The sequence below is a fragment of the Phenylobacterium sp. genome, from assembly GCF_019636135.1.
Classification (GTDB): domain Bacteria; phylum Pseudomonadota; class Alphaproteobacteria; order Caulobacterales; family Caulobacteraceae; genus Phenylobacterium.
Genome location: NZ_JAHBYD010000026.1, coordinates 48,450 through 74,498, shown reverse-complemented (window position 1 = coordinate 74,498; position 26,049 = coordinate 48,450). Strand labels below are relative to the sequence as shown.

The following is a 26,049-nucleotide window of genomic DNA, read 5'->3' as shown; positions in this document are numbered from 1 at the left end:
TGAAGGCCGCCACGACGGTTTCGATCGCCAGGTACAATGTGCGGCTCTCGGCGGGGTATTCCTCGAACTCGGCGCGCGCCAGGTAGAAGCGCCTGGCGGCCTCGTCCTTCGCCTGCACGAGCACTGCGCCGATGCCGATGGTCCGGGAGGCGAGCGCGATCCGCCGAAGTGCATCGCTCAGAAGATCGCTTCCGAGCCCTCGCCCCGCATGGCTTCGGCTCACCGCCAGCCGGCCGATGATCGAAACGGGGGTCGAGTTCGGCGCGTTGCGGCGCAGCTTGCCCGGCGCGGCTCCGCGTTCCACCGCCCCGGCGGAAATGCAGTAGTAGCCGACCACCTGCTCACCCTCGCAGACCACATAGGTTCGCGAGAAGCGGCTCTCATTCTTGATCGCCCGTTCCTTCAGCCATGCGTCCAGCGCGTGCATGCCACAATCGAAGGACGACAGGTCATGGCCCAGTGAGAGCGGTACGGGCGCGGACAGCCCCGACAAGCCGGCGAACCCGGGACCGCTCAGGTCGACCATGACGGCTTGCGCCGCAGCAAGTCCCGAAGCCTGGGCCCGGGAGCGGGTGGATTGTCGAGCGCCCGCGTGAACGCCTCATAGCGCTCGGCCTCGAGAACGAAGAGCCGCTGGTCCAGGAGAATATCGATCGCCTGCGCCCGAGCACTGTCGATCATGAACTCGGTACGGGTCTTGCCGAGCACCGCCGCCGCATCGTCGATCAGTTGGCGCGTCTGCGCCTCGATCCTGAGGTTGATCGAACCCTTGGCGTCCATCCGGGGCGCAGCCTCGGCGACTTCGCCCGTGGTCCCGCCGACTTTGACGTGAGTTCGCACCATACCGATAGAGGTGATCGCTCGTATCTACATTGTCAATACACGCTGCCTGCCCGTATCCCGATCACCGGGCCGCGGACGTGGAGCTCTCGCCGGCGCGGTCAGCCTATTGTGAACCGTACCCTGGCGGCGACGGCCCGGCGGAGCTGCTCCGGGGCGCTCATAGCCGCTCCATCTGTTCGAGCTGGCGGGCGGCGCCGACGATGGCGGGATAGGGGTGCTGCACGAGGTAGGTGGGGATGGCGGCGACGTAGTCCGACAGGCGGCCCTTGTCCTCGAAGCGCCTGCGGAACGGGCCGGCCGCCAGCTTCCCGGCGATGCGCGGGGCGATCCCGCCCGAGACGAAGACCCCGCCGCGCGCGCCGAAGGTGAGCGCCAGGTCGCCCGCCACCGAGCCCAGGATGGCGCCGAAGCGGTCCAGCGTCGCCGCGGCGAGCGGATCGCCCACCAGCCCCTCGGTCGTCACCGCCACCTCGTCGGGCAGCACGGCGGCCACGCCCTGCTGCTCGGCCAGCGCGCAGTAGAGGTCGTAGAGGCCCTGGCCCGAGAGCAGCCGCTCGATCGAGACCCGGCCGTACATCCCGGCGAGCCGCTTCAGGACCGCCGCCTCCACGTCGTCGGCAGGGGCGAAGGCCGCGTGGCCGCCCTCGGTGGCGATGGCGAGGTCGCCGCGCTCGCTGCGGGCCAGGGCGGCGACGCCGAAGCCGGTGCCGGCGCCGAGCGCCACCATCGGGCAGTCGTGCGGCCCCCTGGGCAGGTTGCGACCCAGGGTGTGCAGGTCGGGCCCCTCCAGCAGCGGGCAGGCCAGCGCCTGGGCGGCGAAGTCGTTGATCAGCTCGACGGCCTCGAACTCGAAATGGGCCAGGAGGTCGACCTCGGAGACCACCCAGTCGAGGTTGGTGAACTCGATCTCGCCGTCCAGCACCGGGCCCGCGACCGCGATCACCGCCCGCGGCGGCCGCTTCCGGCCCACGGTGGTGGCGATGTACTCGTCGATGATCGCCGCGAGGCTGGGGTAGTCCTTGTTGGCGAAGCTGCGGGGATTGCGGATGTGCCCCTGCGCGTCGACCACGGCGAAGCGCGCATTGGTGCCGCCGACGTCGCCCACCAGCCCGACCCACTGCGGCTTCATACAGGGACTCCTGGTCGGGCCGAGGCCCCTCGATCCAACCGCGGAGATCGCGGAGATACGCGGAGGAGTCGGAGACCGCGGCGGCCTCTCCGCGTAGCTCCGCGATCTCCGCGGTTCATTTCTGGCTGCGGCTCCGCCGCTGCTGAGTCGACCATCAGGCGGCCTCGAAGAGGGCGCAGGCGCCGGTGTCGGCGGGGCCGGCCGCGCGGCGCATCCAGCCGAACAGCTCGCGGCCGTAGCCGGGCTGCGACGGCGGCGCGGCGGCGGGCGGGCGCGCCATCAGCTCGCGCGGATCGAGGCGGATGTCGAGCACGCCCGCCTCGGCGTCGAGGCGGATGACGTCGCCGGTCCGGACGCGGCCGAGCGGGCCGCCCATCGCGGCCTCGGGGGTGACGTGGATCGCCGCCGGCACCTTGCCGCTGGCGCCGCTCATGCGGCCGTCGGTGACGAGCGCCACCTTGAAGCCCTTGTCCTGCAGGACGCCGAGGGTGGGCGTCAGCGAATGCAGTTCGGGCATGCCGTTGGCCTGAGGGCCCTGGAAGCGGACGACGGCGATGAAGTCGCGGTCGAGCTCGCCGCGCTTGTGGGCCGCCAGCAGCGCCTCCTGGTCCTCGAACACGATGGCCGGCGCCTCCACGCGGCGGTGCTGCGGCTTCACCGCCGAGGTCTTGATGACGCCGCGGCCCAGCGGGCCCGTGAGCAGCCGCATCCCGCCCTCGGCCTCGAACGGGTCGTCGGCGGGCCGCAGGATGTCGCGGTCCAGGCTGGCGGCGGGACCGTCGCGCCAGACGAGGCGGCCGTCCTCCAGGAACGGCTCCTGCCGGTAGCGGCCGAGGCCCCGGCCGGCGACGGTCATGACGTCGTCGTGGACCAGGCCGGCGTCCAGCAGGGTGCGGGTGACGAAGCTCATCCCGCCGGCGGCGTGGAAGGCGTTCACGTCCTCGGACCCGTTCGGATAGACCCGCGCGATCAGCGGCGTCACGCGGCTGAGGTCGTGGAAATCCTCCCAGGCGACCCGGATGCCGGCGGCCCGCGCCATCGCCAGGATGTGCAGGGTGTGGTTGGTCGACCCGCCGGTGGCGAGCAGGCCGGCCATGGCGTTCACTAGGCTCTTCTCGTCGATGACGGCGGAGAAGGGCGTGTAGTCGTTGGAGCCGTCGCGGATCTCCACCGCCCGCTTCGGCGCGGCGGCGGTGAGCGCGTCGCGCAGCGGCGTGTTGGGGGTGACGAAGGCCGCGCCCGGCAGGTGCAGGCCGGTCATCTCCATCATCATCTGGTTGGAGTTGGCGGTGCCGTAGAAGGTGCAGGTGCCGGGGCCGTGGTAGCTCTTCATCTCCGAGGTGAGGAGCTCTTCGCGGGTGGCCTTGCCCTCGGCGTAGAGGGCGCGGACGCGGGCCTTCTCGGCGTTGGAGATGCCGCTGGTCATCGGCCCCCCCGGCACGAAGATCACCGGCAGGTGGCCGAAGGCGGCGGCGCCGATGAAGAGGCCGGGCACGATCTTGTCGCAGATGCCCAGCATCAGCGCCGCGTCGAAGGCGTCGTGGGTGAGCGCCACCGCGGTCGACATGGCGATCACGTCGCGGCTGAACAGGCTGAGCTCCATGCCGGGCCGCCCTTGCGTGACGCCGTCGCACATGGCGGGCACGCCGCCGGCGAACTGGGCGGTCGCCTTCACCTCGTGGGCGGCCTTGCGGATGATGTCGGGGAACCGCTCGTAGGGCTGATGGGCCGAGAGCATGTCGTTGTAGGCCGAGACGATGGCGACGTTCGGCGCGGTCGGGTCGCGCATGCGCTGCTTGTCGCCCTCGGGCGAGGCGGCGAAGGCGTGGGCCCAGTTGGCGCAGGAGAGCTTGCCGCGGCCGGGCCCGGAGGCGCGGGCGGCGGCCATGTGTTCGAGGTACTCGGCGCGGCTGTCGCGGCTGCGCTCGACGATGCGCTGGGTGACCTCGGCGGTGACAGGATGCGTGGCGGCCATGGGCTTCAACCTCCGTCCGGGGTCCAGAAGATGCGCACGGGCGTGCGGGTTTGCGAGAGCAGCCGGGCGACCGGCAGGTCCTCGCCCGCCTGCGCCCGCCGGACGACCTCGCGCTTAGCCTCCCCCGCGACCAGAAGGAAGACGGCGCGCGCGTTCAGGAGGGCGGAAAGCGTCAGCGTGATCCGCGCGACGGGGGGCTTGCCCAGCCCGGCGGGGACGTTGCGCAGGAGGTCGGCGGTCGACATCGCGTCGTCCAGGCCCGGATCGCCGGGGATCAGCGAGGCGACGTGGCCGTCCTCGCCCATGCCCAGCATCACCGCGTCGAACGGCTGGATCGCCGCCAGCGCCGCCGGGTCGGGGGCGGGCCAGAGCGGCAGGAGGTGCGCCCGCCTGGCCGGGCCGGCCAGCAGCCGCTCGCGCAGGAGCCTGATGTTGGCGGCCGGATCATCGGGCTCGACGCAACGCTCGTCCGACAGGGTCACGATCACCCGGCTCCAGTCGAGCGCGGCGTCCCTCAGGCGGTCGTAGACCGGCCCTGGCGAACGGCCCCCCGTGCCCACCAGCCCGGCGCGGCCGCGCGTGCGGAGCGCCGCGACAAGCTGGGCCTCCACGGCGTGCGCCGCGGCCTCGGACAGCGCCGCCGACGTTGGGTAGGTCTCGATCATGGGCGTCTCCTTAACGCGCATTCCCCCGGGACGGCGCCCTGCGCGCCCCGGCTTTTCGCGAAAGCCGTGGAACCTCGGCGCGCTTCACGCGGTCTCAAAGCTGGAGCCAGGAGTCGCGGCATGATGGGGCGCGGCGGCCGCTGGCCTGTCAGACCGGCCGGAGTCAGCCATGCGTATCGCCCAAGTCGCCCCATTGTACGAAGCCGTGCCGCCCCGCCTCTACGGCGGGACCGAGCGGGTCGTGGCCCACCTCACCGACGCCCTGGCGATGTTGGGGCACGAGGTCACCCTCTTCGCCTCGGCCGAGGCCCAGACGCTGGGCATGCTGGCGCCGGTGCGCGACCAGGCGATCCGGCTGGACCCCGCGCCGCTGAAGTCGGACCTGGCCGCCCACCTGTTCCAGCTCGCCGAGGTGCGGCGGCTCGCCGACCGGTTCGACGTGATCCACTTCCACACCGACATGATCCACTTCCCGATGTTCGAGGACATGGCGGAGAAGACGCTGACCACCCTGCACGGGCGGCTGGACCTGAAGGACCTGCCGCCGGTCTACCGCCGCTGGCCGCAGTTCCCGCTGGTCTCGATCAGCGACGACCAGCGAAGGCCGCTGGCGTTCGCGAGCTGGGCCGCCACGGTGCATCACGGCATGTGCCCCGACCTCTACGCGTTCAGCCCGCAGAGCGAGGGCTACCTCGCGTTCCTGGGCCGCATCTCGCCCGAGAAGCGGCCCGACCGGGCGATCGCCATCGCCGAGGCCGCCGGGCGTCCGCTGTGCATCGCCGCCAAGGTCGACGACGCCGACCGCGCCTATTTCGAGGACTGCATCGAGCCCCTGCTGGCGCGTCCGCAGGTGACCTACATCGGCGAGATCGGCGACCGGGAGAAGTCGGCGTTCCTGGGCGGCGCCGACGCGCTGCTCTTCCCCATCGACTGGCCCGAGCCCTTCGGCCTGGTGATGATCGAGGCGATGGCCTGCGGCACGCCGGTGATCGCGTGGGACTGCGGCTCGGCGCCCGAGGTGATCGAACCCGGCGTGACGGGCTTCATCGTCCGCTCCGAGGCCGAGGCGGCCGAAGCGGTGGCGAAGGCCCGCGCCCTGGACCGGCGCGCCATCCGCGCGCGCTTCGAGGCGCGCTTCTCCTCGCTCGTCATGGCGCGCCGCTATGTCGAGATCTACGAACGCCTGAACGCGGAGCGGCTGACGGAGGCGGCGTAAGAGACCGGCGATGAACGACCTCGCGCCGAGCCATACGACCCCCGTCGAGTGGGGCGAGATCGAGGAGCCGCGGGTTCCCCAGCGGCTCTTTGCGCTCAAGGACCGGGACACCTTCCTGGTCTGCGACAGCCACGGCGACATCGCCGGCGCGGCCGACGGCCTCTTCCAGGACGACACCCGCATCCTGTCGCGCTGGGAGCTGACGCTGGGCGAGCGCACGCCCACGCTGCTGTCGGGCGCGCTCAGCCAGGACAACGTCTATTTCACCAGCCACGGCCTGAACCGCGCCATCCCGGCGCCGGCCGGGCCGGTGATGCCGCCCGGCATCGTTCACCTGGAACGCAAGCGGTTCCTCTGGGAGGAGCGGCTCTACAAGCGCCTGCGGCTGACCAACTACGCGACCGAGGCGATCGAGCTGCCGCTGGTGTTCAGCTTCGCCGCCGACTTCCGCGACATGTTCGAGGTGCGCGGCGCGATCCGGCGGCGGCGCGGGATCGCCGACCCGCCGGACGTGGGCCCGCGCACCGTGTGCTTCCGCTACGAGGGCCTCGACCAGGTGACCCGCAGCAGCGTGATCGCCTTCTCGGACACTCCCGCCGCGCTCACCGGCCAGCAGGCCGAGTTCCGCGTCCGGCTGGAGCCCGACGCCTGCTGGGAGCTCTACATCGAAGTCGGCGCGACCGGGGCGGCGCCGCCGTCGCGCGCGCGGTTCCGCGCCGCGGCCGCCCGGGCCCGCTTCGCCATGCGCGCGCGCCAGCGCAAGGGCGCGCGGATCACCACCAACGGGCGGCTGTTCAACGGCTGGATCGACAAGTCGCGGGCGGACCTCGCCCTGCTGACCACGCCGATGGAGACCGGCCCCTATCCGTACGCCGGCATCCCCTGGTTCTCCACCGCCTTCGGCCGCGACGCGATCGTCACCGCCTGGCAGCTCCTGTGGTTCGAGCCGTCCCTGGCGAAGGGCGTGCTGAACTACCTGGCCGCCCACCAGGCGACGGAGACCTCGGCCTTCCGCGACTCCGAGCCCGGCAAGATCATGCACGAGACGCGGCGCGGCGAGATGGCCGCGCTGGGGGAGGTGCCCTTCGGCCGCTACTACGGCGGGGTCGACACCACGCCGCTGTTCGTGGCCCTGGCCGGCGCCTATGCCCAGCGCACCGGCGACGACGCCCAGCTCGACCGCTGGTGGCCGGCGCTGGAGCGGGCCGCCGGCTGGATCACCATGACGGCGGATCGTCATCCGCTGGGGCTGATCGCCTATGCGCGCGGGATGGACGGCGGGCTCTCGAACCAGGGCTGGAAGGATTCGGGCGACTCCATCTTCCACGCCGACGGCCGCCTCCCCAGCGGGCCGGTCGCGCTGGTCGAGGTGCAGGGCTACGCCTTCGCCGCCTACCGGGCCATGGCGGCGCTCTGCGCCCGGCGCGGCGAGGCCGAGGCGGCCGAGAGCTGGAGCGCGCGGGCGAGCGCGCTGCGGGCCGTGGTCGAGGACCGGTTCTGGATGCCGCAGGAGCAGTTCTACGGCATCGCGCTCGATGGCCGGAACGACCTGTGCCAGGTGGTGGCGTCGAACCCCGGGCACCTGCTGTTCACCGGCCTGCCGCGGGCCGATCGGGCCGAGGCGGTGGCGCGGCGGCTGATGTCGGCCGACTTCTTCTCGGGCTGGGGGCTGCGCACGCTGGCCAACGACCAGGCCCGCTTCAATCCGATGAGCTACCACAACGGCTCGGTCTGGCCGCACGACACGGCGCTGTCGACGCTGGGCCTCTCCTACTACGGCGAGCGGCGCGGGGTGGTGAAGGTGACGGCGGCGATGTTCGAGGCGGCGATGCGGTTCGACATGCGCCTGCCTGAGCTCTGGTGCGGCTTCCCGCGCGCCGCGGGGGAGCCGCCGGTGGCCTATCCGGTGGCCTGCCTGCCGCAGGCCTGGGCGGCCGGCTCGGTCTTCATGCTGTTGCAGGCCTGCCTGGGCCTCCAGGTCCTGGGCGACTGCGGCGAGGTGGAGATCCGCGATCCGCAACTGCCGCTGGGCATCGACCGGCTCGGCGTCGAGGGCCTGCAGGTCGGCGACGGCGCCATCGACCTCGTCTTCGAGCGGCAGGGCGCGCGCGTGGCGGTGCATTCCAACAGCCGCGGTCCGCGCCTGCGCGTGCGCTACAGTTGAATGAATCCACCAATACGTCATGGCCCGGCGGCCACCCATTGGGCTGTGAGGTCGTGGCGGGCCGCAACGTCAACGCTGCACGTTTCCTGTGACGCACAGCCCGGTGGGTCCCCCGGACAAGCCGGGGGATGACGAGCGAGAGATGATTGGGTCATCAATCCGAGGGGAGCCAAAGGTTGCTCGGCGGCGTTTTGTCGGCGAGGCGACTCTGGGGCGCGACGCTTGATTCCGGATACGCGGGAGACTCCTTGAGCCAGACCCTCGACCTGTTCCCCATCGGCAACTGCGCCGCGAGCGCGCTGATCGACCGGGCCGGCCGGTTCGTGTGGGCCTGCGCGCCCCGCGTCGACGGCGACCCGTTCTTCTCCGCTCTGCTGGGCGGACGGGACCCCGGCGCGGCCGACGCCTGCGGGGTCTGGTCCGTCGAGGTCGAGGGGGCGGTCGAGACGGTCCAGGCCTACCTGCGCAACACGCCGATCCTGCGCACCGAGATCCGCAACGCCGACGGGGCCGCGGTCGAGATCATCGACTTCGCGCCGCGCTATCGACACCTCGGCCGCCAGTACCGCCCGCTGGCCTTCGTGCGCATCGTCCGCCCGATCAGAGGCGCGCCGCGCATCCGGGTCAGGCTGCGGCCGATGATGAACTACGGCGAGCGGCCCTGCACGCAGACCATGGGGTCGAACCACATCCGCTACGTGGGCCACGAGGTGACGCTCCGGCTCACCACCGACGCCCCGGTGAGCCACATCGTCGAGGAGCGGGCGTTCCGGCTGGAGGACTCCATCGGCCTGTTCCTGGGGCCGGACGAGGGCTTCGACTCCGAGGTCTCGACCGCCACCCAGCGGATGCTGCGCGAGACCACCGACTACTGGCGCGGCTGGGTGCGGACGCTCTCGGTGCCGCTGGAGTGGCAGGAGGCGGTGATCCGCGCCGCCATCACGCTCAAGCTGTGCGCCTACGAGGAGACCGGCGCCATCGTCGCGGCGCTGACGACCTCGCTGCCCGAGCACGAGGCCGACGGCGGGACCGGCCGCAACTGGGACTACCGCTACTGCTGGCTCCGCGACGCCTACTATGTGGTGCAGGCGCTGAACCGGCTGGGCGCGGCGGACCTCCTGGAGAACTACCTCGCCTACCTGCGCAACCTGGTGGACCAGGCGACCCGCGGCGACATGCGCGCCGACGCCGCCAGGCCCGACCAGCGCGAGATCCCGGGGCTCGAACCCGGCCGGCCGGCGAACGGCAGGGCCGGGCACGTGCAGCCGGTCTACGGCGTCGGGCTGGAGCCGGTGCTGACCGAGTGGATCGCGCCGCACCTGCCGGGCTATCGCGGCATCGGCCCGGTGCGCGTCGGCAACCAGGCGCACGAGCACCTGCAGCACGACGTCTACGGCCAGATCATCCTGTCGACCGTGCAGGCCTTCTTCGACGAGCGGCTGCTGCGGCCCGCCACCACCGACGACTTCCGCGCGCTCGAGCCCATCGGCGAGCGCGCCTTCGAGCTGCACGACCAGCCCGACGCCAGCCTCTGGGAGTTCCGCGGCCGCGAGGCGGTGCATACCTACTCCTCGGTCATGTGCTGGGCGGCCTGCGACCGGCTGGGGAACGCCGCGGCGAAGCTCGGGCTGGCCGACCGCGCCGACCACTGGAACGCCCGCGCCGCCCAGGTCCGCGCCGCCATCGAGACGCGCGCCTGGAACGAGGCGGAGGGCCGCTTCGCCGCGACCTTCGGCGGCGACGGGCTGGACGCGAGCCTGCTGCAACTGGTCGACGTACGCTTCCTGCCGGCCGACGACCCGCGCATGCGCGCCACCATGGCGGCGGTCGAGAAGGGCCTGCGCCGGGGGCGGTACATGCTGCGCTACGCCGTCCCGGACGACTTCGGCCTGCCGAAGACGGCGTTCAACTTCTGCACCTTCTGGCTGATCGAGGCGCTGCACCTGTCGGGCCGCACGGACGAGGCGCGCGACCTCTTCGAGGAGATGCTGGCGCGGCGCACGGCGGCCGGGCTCCTCTCCGAGGACATCGCGCTCGACGGCGAGGAGCTCTGGGGCAACTACCCGCAGACCTACTCCCTCGTCGGGCTGATCAACTGCGCCAACCTGCTCTCCAAGAGCTGGCAGAGCATCCGCTAGGGTCCCTTCCCGTCAGCGGGCAGGGGAGGGCGGCGTCAGGCACAGCCACCTGGAGCGATGGAAGTTGGGCGCGTTGTCGACCCAGCCGGTGACGCGCCTGGAGACCAGGTTGCGGTTCACCACGAAGTAGATCGGGATCACCGCCTCGTCGTCCAGCATGAGCTGCTCGGCGCGGGCGAGGATCGTGGCGCGCCGGGCGAGGTCCGGCTCCTGGTCGGCGGCGACCAGCAGGGCGTCGTAGGCGGGGTTCTTGTAGTCGCCGTAGTTCTGGGCGCCGGTGTCGCTCTTGAACAGGCCCAGGAAGGTCACGGGGTCGTTGAAGTCGCCGTACCAGCTCATCGAGCCGATCTCGAACGCGCGGTTGCGGTAGGCGGCGAAGGCCACGCCCGCCTCGTTCTGCTCGATCTTCACCTCGACGAGCCCCAGCGCCCGCCAGTCGGCCTGGACGGCCTCCATCAGCAGCAGCGTGTCGGTGTTGTTGGCCGTGGTGATGGTGAGCCTGAGCGGGCGGGCCCTGGAGTAGCCGGCCGCCTCCAGCAGGCGCTTCGCCTCGGCGATGCGCTGGTCGAAGGTGACGCCGGCCCAGCCTACCTTCGGCGTGTCCTTCACGTAGCCGGCGGTGATCGGCGGCACGAACGCGTAGGCGGGTTGCTGGCCCGCGCGGAGCAGCTTCTTCGTGATGAACTCGCGGTCGACGCTCATCGAGAGCGCGCGCCGCACGCGCAGGTCCCTGAAGGCGGCGACGTCGCGGGTGTTGAAGCTGAGGTAGGCGGTGGCCAGCGACACGCCGGTGTGCGCCACGCCGGGCATCGTCTCCTTCAGCCGCTCGAAGCGGTTGGACTGGAAGCGGGTGTTGAGGTCGAGCTCGCCGCGGGCCACGCGCCGTTCGGCCGAGACCACGTCGGGCGTCGGGTAGTAGTTCACCCGGTCGAGGCAGATCTTCGCGGCATCGTAGAAATAGGGGTTCTTCTCGACGGTGATGCGGTCGCCCAGCCGCCAGGCGGTCAGCCGGAAGGCGCCGTTGGAGACGTAGCGGCCGGGCCGCACCCACCCGTCGCCGTACTTCTCGACGACGTGCTTCGGCGCCGGGAAGAAGCTCTGGTGCTTGAGGAGTTCGGGCAGGTAGGGCGCCGGATGCGTCAGGCGGATCACCACCGTCTTCGGGTCGGGCGCCCGCACGCCCAGGGCGGTGAGCGGCAGCTTGCCCTCGTTCACCTGCTGGCCGTTCTCGATGGCGTAGAGCAGGTAGGCGTAGATCGACGCCGTCTTCGGATCGACCGTGCGGCGCAGGCCGTAGACGAAGTCGTCGGCGGTGACCGGGACGCCGTCCGACCATTTGGCGTCGCGCAGGTGGAAGGTCCAGACGAGGCCGTCGGGGCTGGTCTCCCAGTGGGTGGCGGCGCCGGGCATCGGGCTGGCGTCGGGCGCCTCGGTGGTGAGCCCCAGCATCAGGTCGTTGATGATCGAGGCCTCGTCGAGCAGGTTGGCCTTCTGCGGGTCCAGAGTCTGGGGCTCGGAGTTGTTGCCGTACTCCAGGCAGACCTGGCCGGCCGGACAGGCGGCGCGCTGCGGGGCGTTGTCGCAGCCCGCGACGAGCAGGGCGGCGAGAAGGGCGGATGCGGCGGCGGGAATCTTCACCGCGCCATCAGTCCACGCCGATCGCGGCTCTGTCGAGGGTGGCGCGGAGCAGCGTCGCGCGGCCCCGACGCGGCGTCTGCACGGTTCGCAGATCAACGGCCGTCATTTCGCCATCCTTCAAACCCGGTTCCGCCGGGAACCCGCTGCAACTTCAGGGCGTAGACGCCGTTCGCATCCGGAGCAGCCAGGCCATGCCCGACATCCGTCCCCCCGTCGAGGGCGCATGGGTCGAGCGCGACCGCCTGCTGCCCCGCGGGGCCGCGGGCGCCATCGCCGCGGCGGCCGAGCCGCTGCCCCCCGTCGACGACCCGGAATTCGGCAAGCTGTTCGACCGCTTCGGCGACGCGAAGGTGGTGCTGCTGGGCGCGGCGAGCCACGGGACCCGCGAGTTCCACCAGGCGCGCGCCGCCATCACCCGCTGGCTGATCGAGCATCGCGGTTTCCGCATCGTGGCGCTGGAGGCCGACTGGCCCGACGCCCAGGCGCTGGACGCCCGCGTGCGCGGCAAGGGGCGCCCGCCCGGCCGGGCCTTCGCGCCCTTCCCTCGGTGGATGTGGCGGAACCGCGAGTTCGAGGGCTTCCTGCAATGGCTCGCCGCCCACAACGCCAGCCACGGCCGCGGATCGCAGGCGCGGATCGCGGGCCTCGACCTCTACAACCTGGCCGGCTCGATGCGGGCCACGGTGGACCACCTGGAGCGCGTCGACCCCGAGGCGGCGAAGGTGGCGCGCGAGCGCTACGGCTGCCTCACGCCCTGGGCGCAGGAGCCGGCGGCCTACGGGCGGATGGCGGTCTCCGGGCGCTATGCGGCCTGCGAAGGGGCGGTGACGGCGATGCTGCGCGAGATGCTGGACCGCCAGTTCCGCGAGCGGGGCCGCGCGGACGAGGACCTGCTGGACGCGGCGCAGGGCGCGCGGCTGGCGAAGGACGCCGAGGCCTACTATCGCGCCATGTACTACGGCGGCGCCGAGGCCTGGAACCTGCGCGACACGCACATGTTCGACACGCTGAAGGCCCTGCTGGACGCGAACCGCGACGCCAGGGCGGTGGTCTGGGCGCACAACAGCCACATCGGCGACGCGCGGGCGACCGAGATGGGCGCGGTGCGCGACGAGGTGAGCCTGGGCCAGCTCTGCCGCGAGGCCTGGGGCGACAACGCGCGCCTGATCGGGTTCGGCACGCATGCCGGGACGGTGGCCTGCGCCGGCGACTGGGACGGGCCGATGGAGGTGCAGGAGCTGAAGCCCTCGATGCCCGAGAGCCACGAGCGGCAGTCGCACAACGCCGGGATCGACCGCTTCCTGCTCGACATGCGGCCCGAAGCGCGCAACGGCGTGCGCCGCGCCCTGGCCGATCCGCACCTGGAGCGTTTCATCGGCGCCGTCTACCGGCCCGAGACCGAGCGCTGGAGCCACTATGCCGACTGCCGCCTGGCCGAGCAGTACGACGCCTGGGTCTGGTTCGACGAGACCACGGCGGCGACGCCGCTGGGCGACGAGCGGACAGGCGGCCCCGTGAGCGGCGCCGAGGACACCTGGCCCTTCGGGGCCTGAGTCCCCGCCGCCCCGAGCGGACGCCGGTATCGCCCCGGAGAGGAACGTTCGTCCGCTGTTCCCTTTCGACGCCGGGCCGTGGACCACCATCACGAAAACGCACGATCTTACGGCCAAGCTGATCCCTGGCGCGATCGTGCGGCGCCTTGACCCCATGGGCCGGTCCGCGGCTCGCTTAGGGACTGGGGCTTTCCGATGACTTTCCAACACGGGCTGATCGCAGCCGCCGCCGTGACGCTTCTGGCCGCGGGGGGCGCCCACGCCGCCAACCTCATCACGAACGGCGATTTCGAGGCCGGGAACACCGGCTTCTCGTCGGACTATCTGTTCACGAGCAACGGGCTTCCCGCCAAGACCTACACCGTCACGGACGACCCGAACGACTTCAACGCCAACTTCATCCACGCCGGCGACCACACGACCGGCAGCGGGCTGATGTTCGTCGGCAACGGCGGGCCGAACGCAGGCGACATCGTGTGGCAGTCACAGGCCATCGCGATCGACGCGATGCAGGACTACTTCTTCGAGGCGTTCCTGATGAACGTCTATGCCAGCGCTCCGCCGATCCTGACCTTCACCGTCTCATTGAACGGCGGCGCGGAGATCGTCCTCGGCGCGTCCACGGTCCCGGCCGGGACCGGCGTCTGGACCGGCCTCTCGACCACCTTCAACAGCGGCGCCGCCACCACGGCGACCCTCTATCTGCGCAATGCGCAGACGGAGGCCACGGGCAACGACTTCGCGCTGGACGACATCTACCTGGGCACGACCTCGATCGTGAACCCGGACCCGGGCGGCGTGCCCGAGCCGGCGAGCTGGGCGCTGATGATCCTGGGCTTCGCCGCGATGGGCGCCCAGCTTCGCCGCCGCGCCGGGGCGGCCGTGAGCTGACACGCCCGGCGGTCCGCGCCGGTCGGTGGATGTCAGCCCAGCGTCGCGCGCAGCATCCAGGCGTGCTTCTGGTGGGCGTCGATGCGGGCGTCGATGACCGCCGCGGTCACGTCGTCGGCGCCTTCGCGGGCCGCCTTGGCGGTGGCGATCAGGGCCTCGTGGTCGGCGACCAGCTCCCTCAGCATGCCGGCGGCGTCCTGGTTGGGATCGCCGTCCTTGATGTCCGACAGCCTGGCGAAGGCGCCGTAGCCCTGCGGAGCCAGTTCGCCCAGGGCGCGGATGCGCTCGGCGACCACGTCGATGGCGGCCCACATCTCGGTGTACTGCTGCATGAACATGCCGTGCAGGGCATGGAAGTTCATGCCGCGGACGTTCCAGTGGTAGCCGTGGGTCTTCAGATAGACCGCGTAGGTGTCGGCGAGCAGCGTCGACAGTCCCGCGGCGACCTTTGCCTGTCCGGCCATGGTGTCTCTCCTCAGTGGGGGTGTGCGCGAACCGGGACCGGAACGGCGCGGGTCGCCCAGGCTCGCTCGTGCAGGGCGAAGGCGACGGTCTGGAAGATCGGTTCGATGAGGCCAACGGCCAGCGCCGCCTGCCAGTTGCGGGTCAGCGCATAGGCCACGGCGATGGCGACGGTCATGTGGACCAGCGACCAGGTGGCGGTCTTGGCGGCGAACCGCATGGCGGACTCTCCTGTCTCGTTCCTGCCAGCCAGATAGGTATCAGCTCGCCCAAGGTCCAATCGATCATTTCAGGATTTGAGATAGATCGTGCCAATGTATGTCCATGGCGGCTTGGCGCCCCGCCTCCTTCGGTTATCGTCGTTCAGAAGAGCTCCCACCAGAGGAGCTGCAGGGAGGTCCGGCGATGAAATTCACCTGGTTCAACCTTATGCCCTGGCCGTATCTGCCGGACGATTTCCGGGAGACGAACCGGTCGGTCTGGGTCGACATCGACCAGAAGCTGTTCGACCCGGCCAGGAGCCACGCGGTCTACAACACCTACATGGACCTGCTGGAATACGCCGACACCCTCGGGTTCGACGGCGTGGGGGTGAACGAGCACCACCAGAACGGCTACGGCATCATGCCCAGCCCCAACATCATCGCCGCGGGCCTGGCGCGCCGGACGAAGGACGCCGCCGTCGTGGTGCTGGGCAATTCCATCGCGCTCTACAACCCGCCGATCCGCGTGGCCGAGGAGTTCGCGATGCTGGACTGCATCTCGGGCGGGCGGCTGGTGGCGGGCTTCCCGGTCGGGACGTCCATGGACACCAACTACTGCTACGGCCAGATCCCGAGCCTGACGCGCGAGAAGTACCAGGAGGCCCACGACCTGATCATCAAGGCGTGGACCACGCGCGAGCCGTTCGCCTGGAACGGCCGCTACAACAAGCTGCGGCACGTGAACATCTGGCCGCGGCCGATCCAGCAGCCGCATCCGCCGGTGCATATCCCGGGCGGCGGCTCGGTCGAAACCTACGACTTCTGCATCGACAACACCTACAGCTACTCCTACCTCAGCTTCTCCGGCTACCTGCGCGCCCAGGCGCTGATGAACGGGTACTGGAAGCGGGTGGAGGAGCGCGGCGTCGACAAGAGCCCCTATCGCGCGGGCTTCGCCCAGACGATCCTGGTGGCCGACACCGACGAGGAGGCCGAGCGGCTCTACAGCGAGCACGTCAGCTATTTCTACAACCGCTGCCTGCACGTCTACCCGGGCTTCGCCGACGCGCCCGGCTACCGCACCATCAAGACCATCCAGACCGGCGCGCTCAGCCAGTACGCCCCGCCCACCGGCGGCTACACCCAGCTCACCTGGAAGGAGCTGACCGAGCAGGGCCACGTGATCGCAGGCTCGCCCGAGACGGTGCGCCAGCGGATGGAGGACCTGATCAAGGGCCTGAACGTCGGCAACATCTTCTGCCTGATGCATGTCGGGAACATGCCGGCCGACAAGTGCATGTATTCCACCAAGCTCTTCGCCGAGAAGGTGATGCCGAAGCTCCGGAACATGTTCCCCGACTGGGACGACGACAACCGCTTCTGGACCCAGCCGCTCAAGGACCGGGTCTCCGCCGGCGGCCTGCCGAAACAGGCCCCGACGCGCGAGGACCTGATGAAGACCTATGCGGTGGAGGCCTGAGCCATGGAGCTGAAGACCGTCCAGACCACCTATGCGCCGGTCCGCTACCTCGTGGGCGGCGCCGGCCCCGACCTCGTCTTCCTGCACGGCGCCGGCGGGGTCACGGCCGAGGACCCGCTGCTGGCGGAGCTGGCCAGGACGCACCGCGTCCACGCCCCGCTGATCCCCGGCTACGGCGACTCGGAAGAGGCGCCCGAGATCCGCGACATGCTGGATTTCACGCTGCACACCTGGGACGTGGTGCAGGCGCTGGGGCTGAAGGACCCGATCCTCGTCGGCCACTCGATGGGCGGCATGATCGCGGCCGAGATGGCCGCCGTCCAACCCAACGACGTGTCGCGGCTGGCGCTGATCGCGCCCGCGGGCCTTTGGGACGACGCGCACCCGATCGCCGACCTGTTCGCGACCATGCCCTACGAGATGCCGGCGCTCCTGTTCCATGACGCCGAGGCGGGGGCGGCGATGCTGACGGCCGGGCGGGACGTGACCGACCCCAACTTCCTGCAGACCTACCTGGTGACCAATGCGCGCCAGCTCGGCATGGCGGGGCGGATCCTGTTCCCGATCCCGGAACGGGGGCTGTCGACGCGCCTGCACCGGATCCGGGCGCGGACGGTGGTCGTCTGGGGGGACTCCGACAAGCTGATCCCGCCGGTCTACGCCCACGGCTTCAAGAAGGGCATCCTGGGCGCCGAACTGGTCTCGATCCCCGAGGCCGGCCACCTGGTGACGATGGAACAGCCCAAGGCCGTCGCCGAGGCGATCGGGCGGCTGGGCTAGGACCAACCACTCAAGAGCTGAACTGGCCGGGCCTCCGCGAAAGCGGAGGCCCTGTCGTGTTGGGGCCACGGATTTCACGGATTGGCTCCGGCCTCGTCCGCGCAATCCGTGGTTTGCCGCCTCGCGGCCCCTCAGGGGTGTTCGAAACCTTCCGAAACCTGCGCGCCAAGGGTTGAGCGGCCGCGCCGGAGCGTGTCGGATGCGGCTGGGGAGGCGCTTCGCATGACGCTCGTCGACATTCTCCTGATCGCCGCGCTGGCCGTCTTCGTGACGGCCTGGTGGGTGCGGGCCTTGCCGGGGCGCGCCGCGATCCTGGCGGTCGCGGCCTCCGCGGCGTTCGTCCTGGGCGCCTGGGGGGTGATCGACGACCGCTGGCAGGACGGGGTGGGCGCCTGCGTGGCGCTGTTCGCGCTCGCCGTCCTGGGCGTGAACCGGCTGCGCAAGGCGCCGGCGCGCAAGGGGCCGCCGATCTTCTCGGGCAGCGTCTTCGTGCTGCTGCTGACGGTGGGGATCGCGGCGATCCTGTTCTTCCCGGTCTTCCCGCTGCCGAAGCCCAGCGGGCCGCATCCGGTGGGCGTGCGCAGCTTCGAGGTGGACGACGCGAGCCGCCCGGGCGTGTTCGCGGCCAGGCCGGGCGAGCCGCGGCGCCTCCTGGTGCGGGTCTGGTACCCGGCCGGCGACGTCTCGAAACTGAAGCCCGCGCCCTACTTCACCGAGAAGGAGGCCGATACGACGGCGCGGGGCCTGGGCGCGATGGTGGGCTTCCCGCCCTTCTTCACCTTCGTGAAGCACGTGACGACGAACGCGTACCCGGATGCCCCGCTGCTCGCCGGGCCGACACGGCGGCCGGTGGTGTTCTACAGCCACGGCTACACCTCGTTCCTGTCGCAGAACACGGTGCTGATGGAGCACCTGGCCAGCCACGGCTACATCGTCTTCTCGGTGCAGCACACCTACGATTCCTCGCCCACCGTGTTCCCGGACGGCGACGTCGCCGGGATGGACCCGGCGCTGGCCGCGATGGCCAAGACGGACACCCCCGGCGCCCGGGCGGCGGAGGCCGCGCAGAAGCAGGCGCTGGGCGGCGCCACGCCCGACGCGCGGCTGGAGGGCTACCTGCGCCTGCGCGAGCTGGCCCAGGGCGGGACCAGCGACCGGCTGCTGAAGAGCGGCGAGGTCTGGGCGGCCGACCGCATCTTCGTCCACGACCAGATCCAGCGCGGCGCCGTGCCCCCGGCCATCCGCGAGATCGCCGCGGCGGGCGACCTGACGCGCGTGGGCGAGATGGGCATGTCGTTCGGCGGCGCCACCTCGGGCACGGTCTGCATGCGCGACAGGCGCTGTGCGGCGGGGATCAACCTCGACGGCGGCGACTTCCCGTTCCAGGCGTTCGGCGCGGACGTGCCGGCGCCGTTCCTGATGTTCCACTCGGACGTGGCGAACCTGTACGAGCAACTCAAGGTTCCGGCGCCGAAGACGCCGCGCAGCTTCAACGAGTTCAGCTACGAGAGCTTCGCCACGGCGGGGACGCGCAAGGACGTCTACCGCGTCTACGTGAAGGGCGCCCGGCACCTGGGGATCTCGGACTTCACCCTCTTCATGCGCCGCCCCGCCCGCGACGCGATCTTCGGGACCACGCCCCCCGGCGAGATGATCGGGACGCAGAACGACTTCGTGCTGGGGTTCTTCGACAAGCACCTGCGCGGGATCGCCAACGGCTTCCCGCAGGCGGAACTGAAGCGCCACGGCAAATGGGCCGCGCCGCTCGCGGTCGACGGCGTGCGGACGTGGTGGGCGGGCAAGACCCCCGCCGAACAGGCCGCGATCACGGCGCGGATCGAGAAGGCGCGGGCCGCAACGCGCTAACCTCCTCTCCCCCGAGCGCGTAGCGCGAAGAGAGGGAGAGGGTAGGGAGAGGGCGGCTCGACGCGGCGCTTCGCAGATGAGGTGGCCCGAGGGCCCTCGCTTCACCGCGGGAGGTGGCCCTGAGGTTGGCGCCGCCCTCTCCCTACCCTCTCCCTCTCCGCTTCGCGGGGGGAGAGGAATCCTGGGGCGTCTTGCCTTCGCCGCCGACGCGCGCACGGTCTCCATAGACTGTATCGATGGCGACCATAGAGCCAATCATGTTGCCCCGATGGGTGGGGCGCCCATAGTCCCCCTGCGTTCAGGGAGACCCAAATCATGTCGCTCGCCAGCAGCAAGACCATCGAGAACCTCAAGGCCGCCTTCGCGGGCGAGAGCCAGGCCAACCGCCGTTACCTGTACTTCGCCCAGAAGGCCGACGTGGAAGGCTACAACGACGTGGCCGCCGTGTTCCGCTCGACGGCGGAAGGCGAGACCGGCCACGCGCACGGCCACCTCGAATTCATGGAGTCGGTCGGCGACCCCGCCACGGGCCTGCCCATCGGCGGCACGTCCGACAACCTCAAGGCCGCCATCGCCGGCGAGACCCACGAGTACACCGACATGTACCCGGGCATGGCGCGCACGGCGCGCGAGGAAGGCTACGACGAGATCGCCGACTGGTTCGAGACGCTGGCCAAGGCCGAGAAGTCCCACGCCGGCCGCTTCCAGCGCGCCCTCGACACGCTCGACTAGATCCAACGCGTGTCATCCCGGTTTTGGCGCATGCCGAAGACCGGGACCCAACCAAGGGGTGCGCCGCGTCAAGGGCGTGGCGCAGCGGCCGGGGCAGTCCGGCCGCCGCCGAGCACCGGAGGGTTGGGTCCCGGTCTTCGCTGACGCGAAACCGGGATGACAGCTTTTTTGCGAGCTGACGTGTGAGCGAAGAAAGCAAGGGCCCGCCGCGCGAGGGCAGCCTCGACGCGCCGTTCCGCCGCCCCATCGAATGGCGGGACCCGGACTACTACGACCTCGAGAAGGTCCACGCCGAGCTGCAGCGGCAGTTCGACGTCTGTCACACGTGCCGGCGCTGCTTCAACCTGTGCGACAGCTTCCCGCGGATGTTCGACGCCATCGACGAGGGCCCGACGGGCGAGGTCGACGGCATCGGGACCAAGGAGCACGACCACGTCGACGAGGCCTGCACGCTCTGCGACATGTGCTTCCTGACGAAGTGCCCCTATGTCCCGCCGCACCCCTTCGACATCGACATCCCGCACCTGATCCTGCGCTACCGCGCCGCCAAGCGCCGGGCCGGGCATCGCGAGGGCATGCGCGAGCAACTGGGCAGGACCGACCGCAACGGCAAGCTCGCCAAGCCCGTCGCGCCGGTGGCGAACTGGGCCAGCGCCAGGACGAACACGCCGCTGCGCAAGCTGCTGGAGGCGATCGCCCAGGTCGACGCCGAGGTCGAGCTGCCGAAGTTCCATTCCAGGACCGCCAGCGACCGGCTGAAGGGCCCCATGCAGCCCAATCCGGAAGGCCCCGCCTTCGGGAAACGCAAGGTCGCGATCTATGCGACCTGCTTCGTCGAGTACAACGAGCCCGACGTGGCGGTGGCCGCGGCGAAGGTGCTGGCGCGGCAGGGGTGCGAGGTGAAGCTCGTCTATCCCGAGTGCTGCCAGATGCCCCAACTGGAGGCCGGCGACGTGGCCGGCGTCGCGGCGACGGCAGGCCGCGTGGCCAGGGCGTTCGCGCCCTACGTCGCCGAGGGCTACGACATCGTCTCGCTGACCGCCTCGTGCGGTCTGATGATGAAGTTCGAGTGGCCGCTGATGGCCGGCGACGACCCCGATGTCGTGAAGCTCTCGGCGGCGACCCGGGACGTCTGCGAGTACGTGGTCGAGCTCTCCAAGGCCTACGGGCTGGCCGAGGGGCTGGCGACGCTGGACGAGGGCGTGACCGTCCACCACGCCTGCCACGCGCGGGCGCAGAACATGGGCGCCAAGTCGGCCGAGATGCTGAAGCTGGTCCCCGGCCTGAAGGTCGATATCGTCGAGCGCTGCTCGGGCCACGGCGGCACCTTCGGGGTGATGAAGGCCACGCACGGGGTCGCCAACAAGGTGGGCCGGCCGGCCGCCAGGCAGGTTGTGGCCAAGGGCGCCGGGACGCTGTGCTCGGACTGCCCGCTGGCGTGCAAGCACATGGTCCAGCTCATCGCCGACGACCCGAAGGTCGAGACGCCCGCGCCGGCCCAGGCGCATCCGATCGCGGTGATGGCGCGCGCCTACGGAGTGCTGTGATGCCGAGTTCCGAACGGAAGATCACGCCCGAAGACCTGTTGCCCGACGCCGAGTTCGCGACGCGGCGCAAGGCCTGGCGCGCCGAGCTGCTGCCGGTGAAGCGGCTGCGGCGGATCGAGCTCGGGCCCGTCTGCACGTTCTATTTCGAGAACTACGACACCATGCTGTTCCAGGTGCAGGAGATGCTCCTGATCGAGAAGGGCGGCGCGGCCCAGGTCCCCGACGAACTCGCGGCCTACAACCCGCTGATCCCGCGCGGGTCGGAGCTGGTCGCCACCGTGATGTTCGAGATCGACGATCCGGTGCGGCGCGAGGCGATGCTGGCGCGGCTGGGCGGCGTCGAGGACTGCTTCTTCGTCTCCGTGGGCGGCGAGCGGGTGATGGCCGAGCCCGAAGGCGACGTCGAACGCACCCGCGAGGACGGCAAGACCAGCTCGGTCCACTTCCTGCGCTTCCCGCTGAAGCCCGAACACATCGCCCGCTTCCGCGACCCGTCCGCCGAGATCCTCGTGGGCTGCAACCACGAACGCTACAGCCACCTCGCCGGCCTCTCGCCAGCGAGCCGGGCGGAGCTGAGCCGGGATTTCGCGTAGGCCCCCCAACCTCACCCCGGCTGTAATCCCGGTTTCGCCGCAGGCGGCGGGAACGGCGAGGGCTCAGCCCGCGACGGGCTTGACCTTGCCCGCCGCCTCCGCGGCCAGTTTGCGCGCGGTGTCGGTGTCGGCGGCGCGGGCCAGGGCGACGCCCATGCGGCGGCGCTCGTAGCTCTCGGGCTTGCCGAAGAGGCGCAGGTCCGCGCCGGGGACGCCGAGCGCCTCGGCCACGCCGTCGAAGGCGACGCCCCTGGCGTCCAGGCCGCCGTAGATCACCGCGCTGGCGCCCGGCTCGCGCTGGGCGACGTCGGTGGGCAGGCCCAGGATGGCGCGGGCGTGCAGCGCGAACTCGCTCTGGTACTGGGTGACCAGCGTGACGAGGCCGGTGTCGTGCGGCCGCGGGCTGACCTCGGAGAACCAGACGTCGTCGCCCTTCACGAACAGCTCCACGCCGAAGATGCCGCGGCCGCCCAGCGCGTCGGTCACCCCCCTGGAGATCTCGCGGGCCCTGGCCAGCGCCGCGTCGCTCATCGCCTGCGGCTGCCAGCTCTCGACGTAGTCGCCCTTCACCTGCCGGTGGCCGATGGGGGCGCAGAAGCTGGTCTCGACAGCGCCGTCCGGCCCGCTGCGCACGGTGAGCTGGGTGATCTCGAAGTCGAAGTCCACGCGGCCCTCGACGATGACGCGCGTCTCGGCGACCCGGCCGCCCTCCAGGGCGTACGTCCAGGCCGCCGCGATGCCGTCGGCGCTCTCGACGTAGGACTGGCCCTTGCCCGACGAGCTCATCACCGGCTTCACGAAGCAGGGGAAGCCCGTGACGTCGGCCGCCGCCTTCGCCAGCTCGGCCTCCGACGAGGCGAAGGCGTAGGCGCTGGTCGGCAGGCTGAGCTCCTCGGCCGCCAGCCGGCGGATGCCCTCGCGGTTCATGGTGAGCTGCGCGGCCCGCGCGGTCGGGATGCAGACGGCGAGCCCGTCGGCTTCGATCCGCGCCAGCTCGTCGGTGGCGATGGCCTCGATCTCGGGGACGATCAGGTGCGGGCGCTCGGCCTCGACCAGGGCCCGCAGCGCCGCAGCATCGGTCATGGCGATGACGTGGGCGCGGTGCGCCACCTGCTGGGCCGGCGCGTTCGCGTAGCGGTCGACGGCGATCACCTCGCACCCCAGCCGCTGCAGCTCGATCGCCACCTCCTTGCCGAGCTCGCCCGAGCCCAGGAGCATGACCTTCACGGCGGTGGGTGAAAGGGGCGTTCCGAGGCGCATCACCAATCCTCATACCTGAACGTCATGGCCGGGCTTGTCCCGGCCAGCCATGAACACCGCGGCAGCAGGACGATCTCGGGACTCAGACGCGTATGGATCCCCGGGACAGGCCCGGGGATGACGTTCAAAACAAGAGTCAGAGCTTCGCCCTGGCCGCGGCGGCGACCGCCTCGGCGGTGATGCCGAAGTGTTCGTAGAGCGCCTTGTCGGGGGCGCTGCCGCCGAAGCCGGTCATGCCGATGAAGGCGCCGTCCGAGCCGATGAAGCGGTCCCAGCCCTGGCGCACGCCGGCCTCGACGGCGACGCGCACCTCTGTCTCGCCGATCAGCGCGGCCTGGTAGTCGGCCGGCTGGGCCTCGAAGAGCTCGAAGCAGGGCACGGAGACCACGCGGGTCCCGACGCCGTCGGCTTCCAGCAGGTCTCGGGCGGCGAGCGCGATCGGCACTTCGGTGCCCGAGGCGAAGATCGTCACCTGCGCCGGCTTCGAGGCGGCCGCGAGCTGGTAGGCGCCGCGCGCCGAGCGGTTCTCGCCCGCGTCGCCGCGCACGCCGGCGGTCTTCTGGCGGCTGAGCGCCAGCACCGAGGGCGTGGTCCTGGCCGCCAGCGCCAGCTTCCAGCACTCGGCGGTCTCCACCGCGTCGGCGGGGCGGAAGACATGGAGGTTGGGCATCGCGCGCAGCGAGGCGACGTGCTCCACTGGCTGGTGGGTCGGGCCGTCTTCGCCGAGGCCGATCGAGTCGTGGGTGCCCACGAAGATCGAGCGCACGCCCATCAGCGCCGACAGCCGGATCGCCGGGCGGGCGTAGTCCGAGAACACCAGGAAGGTGCCGCCGTAGGGGATCACCCCGCCGTGCAACGCCAGGCCGTTCATCGCCGCGGTCATGCCGAACTCGCGCACGCCGTAGTTCACGTAGCGCCCGGCGTAGTCGGGGCCGTCGAAGATCGGGGTGTTCTTGACGTAGGTGTTGTTCGAGCCCGTCAGGTCGGCCGAGCCGCCCAGGAGGTCCGGGATCGCGCCGAAGATCTGCTCCAGCACGGCGCCCGAGTGGACGCGGGTGGCGGCGGCGGGCTTCTCGGCCGCCGCCTTTTCCATGAAGGCGTCCAGCGCGTCGAAGGCGTGCTTCGGCAGGTCGCCGGCGATGGCGCGCTCGAACTCGGCCTTGTGCGGCGAGGCGGCGAGGCGGGCTTCCCAGGCCTTGCGGTCCTTGGCCCCGCGCTTGCCGGCCTTGCGCCAGGGCTTCAGCGCCTCGTCCGGCACGACGAAGGGCTCGTAGGGCCAGTCCAGCGCCACGCGGGTGGCGGCGACCTCGTCCTTGCCGAGCGCCGCGCCGTGGACCTTGTGGGTGCCGCCCATGTTGGGGGCGCCCTTGCCGATCACGGTCTTGCAGGCGATCAGGCTGGGTCGGTCCTGCTTCAGCGCCCAGGCGAGCGCCTTGCGGATCGCCTTCTCGTCGTGGCCGTCGATGCGCCGGGTCGCCCAGCCGGCGGCCTTGAAGCGCGCGATCTGGTCGGTGGAGTCCGCGATGCCGACGTGGCCGTCGATGGTGATGTCGTTGTCGTCCCACAGCACCGTCAGCCGGGAGAGCTTCAGGCGGCCGGCCAGGCTGATCGCCTCGTGGCTCACGCCCTCCATCAGGCAGCCGTCGCCGGCCACGACCCAGGTGCGGTGGTCGACCAGGTCCTCGCCGAACCGGGCGGCCATCCTGCGCTCGCCCATCGCCATGCCGACGGCGGTGGCCAGCCCCTGGCCCAGCGGCCCGGTGGTGGTCTCGACGCCCGGCGTGTGGCCGTATTCGGGGTGGCCCGGCGTGTTCGAGCCCAGCTTGCGGAAGTCGCGCAGACTCTGCATCGGCACGCCCTTCACGCCGGAGAGGTGCAGCAGCGAGTAGAGCAGCATCGAGCCGTGGCCGGCCGACAGCACGAAGCGGTCGCGGTCGGGCCAGCCGGTGTCGCCGGCGTCGTACTTCAGGACCTTCGTCCAGAGCACCGTGGCCACGTCGGCCATGCCCATCGGCATGCCGGGGTGTCCGCACCCCGCGGTTTCGACCGCGTCCAGCGAGAGCATGCGGATGGCGTTGGCCATGAGCTGTGTGGGCGCGGGCATCGGTCCTGCGGAATCTGTTTGCGACGGAAGTGGGCGCCGCCTCGCACGCGCGGACGCGGGGGTCAAGAAATCGCCCTGCGATTTCGCGAGACTCACTTGCAGCGGGTATAGATGACCGGATGGCTTCGGAGGATCGCATGACCGGCGAGAGCGCCCTCGACCTGGCGGCCAAGCGTCTGGAAAACGCGCTCCACGTGCTGGAGCAGCGCATGGGCCAGCGGCTGAAGGCGGCCAGCGCCGACGCGGGCGGCCTGTTCGACGCCGACCGCTCCAACCTCGCCGCAGAACTCGATGCGTCCCGCGCCCGCGAGCGCGAGCTGGAGGAGGCCGGCGCCCAGGCGTCCGCCGCCCTCGGCCGCGCCATCCAGGAAATCCGCGCCGCTCTCAACGGCCAGGCTCCGGAGGCTTGATCCCATGGCTCAGCTCAACGTCGAAGTGAACGGCCGCCCCTATGCGGTGGGCTGCGAGGACGGCCAGGAGGCCCACCTGCAGGAACTCGCCCGCCTGTTCGACCACCAGGTCCGCCAGGTGAGCCAGGACATGGGCCAGCTCGGCGACACCCGCCTGTTCCTGATGGGCGCCCTGCTGCTGGCCGACGAGCTCCACGACGCGAGGTCGCGCCTCGCCTCGCTCCAGGTCGAGGTCACGCGGTTGCAGGCCGACCGCGCCCGCGTGGAAGGCAAGGCCGTCGCCGCGCTGGAGAACGCCGCGGCCAAGATCGAACGGCTGGCGGCGGCCGACGCCTAGCCTTCCCTCCCTTGATGGGGAGGGACAGGCCGCGGAGCGGCCAGGGTGGGGCAGTGCAGGCCG

Annotated in this window: 23 protein-coding genes; 13 read left to right on the top strand and 10 right to left on the bottom strand. The window is 71.0% G+C overall.

The features are described 5' to 3' along the window. From KF737_RS17235 to pgl, 5 genes are all read right to left on the bottom strand, one after another. On the bottom strand, positions 1 to 526 hold a 526-nt coding region (locus KF737_RS17235; protein ID WP_296457688.1), incomplete at its 3' end, for a GNAT family N-acetyltransferase. After that, positions 514 to 780 (bottom strand): DUF1778 domain-containing protein, encoded by a 267-nt coding sequence (locus KF737_RS17230; RefSeq protein ID WP_296457686.1) that lies wholly within the window; start codon positions 778 to 780, stop codon positions 514 to 516. The genes KF737_RS17230 and KF737_RS17235, both read right to left, overlap by 13 nt. Before the next feature lie 220 nt (positions 781 to 1,000). Continuing rightward, on the bottom strand, positions 1,001 to 1,972 hold the full coding sequence (glk, locus tag KF737_RS17225) for a glucokinase (protein WP_296457683.1): 972 nt from the start codon (positions 1,970 to 1,972) through the stop codon (positions 1,001 to 1,003). Positions 1,973 to 2,126: 154 nt separating this feature from the next. After that, positions 2,127 to 3,947, bottom strand: coding sequence for a phosphogluconate dehydratase (gene edd, locus KF737_RS17220; RefSeq protein ID WP_296457679.1), 1,821 nt, complete (start codon positions 3,945 to 3,947; stop codon positions 2,127 to 2,129). A 5-nt stretch (positions 3,948 to 3,952) separates the two neighbouring features. Then, complete coding sequence (pgl, locus tag KF737_RS17215) at positions 3,953 to 4,612, bottom strand: 6-phosphogluconolactonase (RefSeq protein ID WP_296457675.1); 660 nt, start codon at positions 4,610 to 4,612, stop codon at positions 3,953 to 3,955. Between the two features lie 169 nt (positions 4,613 to 4,781). Between pgl and KF737_RS17210 the strand changes: the two genes are divergently transcribed. The 3 genes from KF737_RS17210 to KF737_RS17200 all read left to right on the top strand — a co-directional run bounded on the left by KF737_RS17210 (position 4,782) and on the right by KF737_RS17200 (position 10,130). Further along, positions 4,782 to 5,828 carry a glycosyltransferase family 4 protein gene (locus tag KF737_RS17210; RefSeq protein ID WP_296457673.1) on the top strand — a complete coding sequence of 349 codons (1,047 nt, stop codon included), beginning with the start codon at positions 4,782 to 4,784 and terminating at the stop codon, positions 5,826 to 5,828. A 10-nt stretch (positions 5,829 to 5,838) separates the two neighbouring features. Continuing rightward, positions 5,839 to 7,992, top strand: a complete 2,154-nt coding sequence (locus KF737_RS17205) for a glycogen debranching N-terminal domain-containing protein (protein WP_296457670.1) — start codon at positions 5,839 to 5,841, stop codon at positions 7,990 to 7,992. Between the two features lie 248 nt (positions 7,993 to 8,240). Beyond that, complete coding sequence (locus KF737_RS17200) at positions 8,241 to 10,130, top strand: glycoside hydrolase family 15 protein (RefSeq protein WP_296457667.1); 1,890 nt, start codon at positions 8,241 to 8,243, stop codon at positions 10,128 to 10,130. Between the two features lie 12 nt (positions 10,131 to 10,142). Here KF737_RS17200 and KF737_RS17195 read toward each other — a convergent pair whose 3' ends face one another. Continuing rightward, a complete protein-coding gene (locus tag KF737_RS17195; RefSeq protein ID WP_296457664.1) occupies positions 10,143 to 11,768 on the bottom strand; it encodes a peptide ABC transporter substrate-binding protein in 1,626 nt (541 codons plus the stop codon). A gap of 191 nt (positions 11,769 to 11,959) precedes the next feature. Between KF737_RS17195 and KF737_RS17190 the strand changes: the two genes are divergently transcribed. Both KF737_RS17190 and KF737_RS17185 read left to right on the top strand, forming a co-directional pair. Further along, on the top strand, positions 11,960 to 13,321 hold the full coding sequence (locus KF737_RS17190; protein ID WP_296457661.1) for an erythromycin esterase family protein: 1,362 nt from the start codon (positions 11,960 to 11,962) through the stop codon (positions 13,319 to 13,321). A 195-nt stretch (positions 13,322 to 13,516) separates the two neighbouring features. Further along, on the top strand, positions 13,517 to 14,212 hold the full coding sequence (locus KF737_RS17185; RefSeq protein WP_296457658.1) for a PEPxxWA-CTERM sorting domain-containing protein: 696 nt from the start codon (positions 13,517 to 13,519) through the stop codon (positions 14,210 to 14,212). Between the two features lie 32 nt (positions 14,213 to 14,244). Here the strand turns inward: KF737_RS17185 and KF737_RS17180 are convergent, their stop codons facing one another. Next, the gene (locus KF737_RS17180) at positions 14,245 to 14,676 is read right to left on the bottom strand and encodes a DNA starvation/stationary phase protection protein (protein WP_296457655.1); all 432 of its coding nucleotides are present in this window, start codon (positions 14,674 to 14,676) and stop codon (positions 14,245 to 14,247) included. 11 nt (positions 14,677 to 14,687) lie between these two features. After that, positions 14,688 to 14,894, bottom strand: coding sequence for a DUF2061 domain-containing protein (locus KF737_RS17175; protein ID WP_296457652.1), 207 nt, complete (start codon positions 14,892 to 14,894; stop codon positions 14,688 to 14,690). Between the two features lie 185 nt (positions 14,895 to 15,079). On the opposite strand from KF737_RS17175, the gene KF737_RS17170 reads away from it, so the two are divergent. The 6 genes from KF737_RS17170 (at position 15,080) to KF737_RS17145 (ending at position 21,875) form a co-directional block, all read left to right on the top strand. Then, positions 15,080 to 16,357: an LLM class flavin-dependent oxidoreductase gene (locus KF737_RS17170; RefSeq protein ID WP_296457650.1), complete on the top strand. Its 1,278-nt coding sequence runs from the start codon at positions 15,080 to 15,082 to the stop codon at positions 16,355 to 16,357. A gap of 3 nt (positions 16,358 to 16,360) precedes the next feature. Next, positions 16,361 to 17,137 carry an alpha/beta fold hydrolase gene (locus KF737_RS17165; protein WP_296457648.1) on the top strand — a complete coding sequence of 259 codons (777 nt, stop codon included), beginning with the start codon at positions 16,361 to 16,363 and terminating at the stop codon, positions 17,135 to 17,137. A 222-nt stretch (positions 17,138 to 17,359) separates the two neighbouring features. Continuing rightward, the gene (locus KF737_RS17160) at positions 17,360 to 19,003 is read left to right on the top strand and encodes a hypothetical protein (protein WP_296457645.1); all 1,644 of its coding nucleotides are present in this window, start codon (positions 17,360 to 17,362) and stop codon (positions 19,001 to 19,003) included. Between the two features lie 315 nt (positions 19,004 to 19,318). After that, on the top strand, positions 19,319 to 19,735 hold the full coding sequence (locus KF737_RS17155) for a rubrerythrin family protein (protein WP_293395839.1): 417 nt from the start codon (positions 19,319 to 19,321) through the stop codon (positions 19,733 to 19,735). A 182-nt stretch (positions 19,736 to 19,917) separates the two neighbouring features. Further along, positions 19,918 to 21,282: a heterodisulfide reductase-related iron-sulfur binding cluster gene (locus KF737_RS17150; RefSeq protein WP_296457643.1), complete on the top strand. Its 1,365-nt coding sequence runs from the start codon at positions 19,918 to 19,920 to the stop codon at positions 21,280 to 21,282. Further along, complete coding sequence (locus KF737_RS17145) at positions 21,282 to 21,875, top strand: DUF3501 family protein (RefSeq protein ID WP_296457640.1); 594 nt, start codon at positions 21,282 to 21,284, stop codon at positions 21,873 to 21,875. The genes KF737_RS17150 and KF737_RS17145 overlap by 1 nt, the downstream gene beginning before the upstream one ends. Before the next feature lie 63 nt (positions 21,876 to 21,938). Here KF737_RS17145 and purT read toward each other — a convergent pair whose 3' ends face one another. Next, complete coding sequence (purT, locus tag KF737_RS17140) at positions 21,939 to 23,135, bottom strand: formate-dependent phosphoribosylglycinamide formyltransferase (RefSeq protein ID WP_296457637.1); 1,197 nt, start codon at positions 23,133 to 23,135, stop codon at positions 21,939 to 21,941. 136 nt (positions 23,136 to 23,271) lie between these two features. Next, entirely contained in the window at positions 23,272 to 25,239 is a 1,968-nt protein-coding gene (gene tkt / locus KF737_RS17135) for a transketolase (RefSeq protein WP_296457633.1), read from the bottom strand. A gap of 119 nt (positions 25,240 to 25,358) precedes the next feature. On the opposite strand from tkt, the gene KF737_RS17130 reads away from it, so the two are divergent. Both KF737_RS17130 and KF737_RS17125 read left to right on the top strand, forming a co-directional pair. Next, complete coding sequence (locus KF737_RS17130) at positions 25,359 to 25,649, top strand: DUF4164 family protein (RefSeq protein WP_296457630.1); 291 nt, start codon at positions 25,359 to 25,361, stop codon at positions 25,647 to 25,649. Positions 25,650 to 25,653: 4 nt separating this feature from the next. Next, a complete protein-coding gene (locus tag KF737_RS17125) occupies positions 25,654 to 25,986 on the top strand; it encodes a cell division protein ZapA (RefSeq protein WP_296457628.1) in 333 nt (110 codons plus the stop codon). Positions 25,987 to 26,049: the final 63 nt, after the last annotated feature.